1 protein-coding gene is annotated in these 1,009 nt (G+C 45.3%); it reads right to left on the bottom strand.

The genetic code is table 11. From position 1 onward, the window contains the following. Positions 1 to 152 precede the first annotated feature (152 nt). Entirely contained in the window at positions 153 to 962 is an 810-nt protein-coding gene (lpxA, locus tag A3766_RS26905) for an acyl-ACP--UDP-N-acetylglucosamine O-acyltransferase (RefSeq protein WP_068508215.1), read from the bottom strand. Positions 963 to 1,009: the final 47 nt, after the last annotated feature.

Here is a 1,009-nt window from a genome sequence, read left to right as displayed (position 1 = left end):
TTAAGCAGGGACTTGATCAAACCCGCACCTAAAATATCTCCGGAGGCTTCACCGGCTACCATTGCGATAGTCACTGGACGTTCAGATACAACGTTATCTGAAAGTTGTTCTTGAACCGATTGGTGTTCTTCAGCGCTACCCTTCATATCAGCCTAACGAATAATGCCCCGAGATGAGTTCTTGATACTTTCAACGAAGTGAGCAACATGTGCAGACGAAGCCGCTGCCTCTTCTAGCTCAATAAGCGCATCCTTCAAGTTCAAGCCTTGACGATAGATAACTTTATAGGCACGCTTTAGCTCCCGAATATCATCAGCGGTAAACCCTCTTCGCTTCAAACCTTCGGTATTCAGACCATGAGCCGAGGCAGATTGACCACTAGCCATGACAAAAGCAGGAATATCACGTAGAACAATACTCCCGCCAGCACTCATACTATGCGCCCCGATCTTACAGAACTGATGAACCATCGTTCCGCCACCCAAAATCACATTGCTTGCAACATGAACATGGCCCGCCAGGGTTGTGCTATTAGCAAAAATACAGTTATCACCGATAACACAGTCATGCGCTACATGTACATAAGCCATGAAGAGGTTATCACTACCAATGATCGTTTCCGACTGGTCCTGAGTAGTACCGCGATGAATAGTACAGTTTTCACGAATAATATTATTATCGCCAATAATTAATCGGGTAGGCTCTCCAGCATATTTTTTATCCTGGCACTCTTCTCCAACACTGGCGAACTGAAAGATCTTGTTATTCCGACCAATCGTTGTCGGCCCTTTAACAACCACATGAGAAAGTATCTGTGAACCTTCCCCTATCTCGACACCTTCACCAATATACGACCAAGGACCAACTTCCACACCAGCACCAATTATTGCCCCCTTTTCTACTATTGCTTGAGGGTGAACTTTAGTGTCTGAATGGATTTTGGCATCAGGGTGGATTGTCATTAACGTTCTCGCTCCGCTGTCATAATTTCTGCAATACAAGCAACCTC

This window comes from Oleiphilus sp. HI0132, from assembly GCF_001635845.1.
The sequence above is the reverse complement of the archived record's forward strand: the minus strand, read 5'-3'. Positions and strand labels throughout refer to the sequence as shown.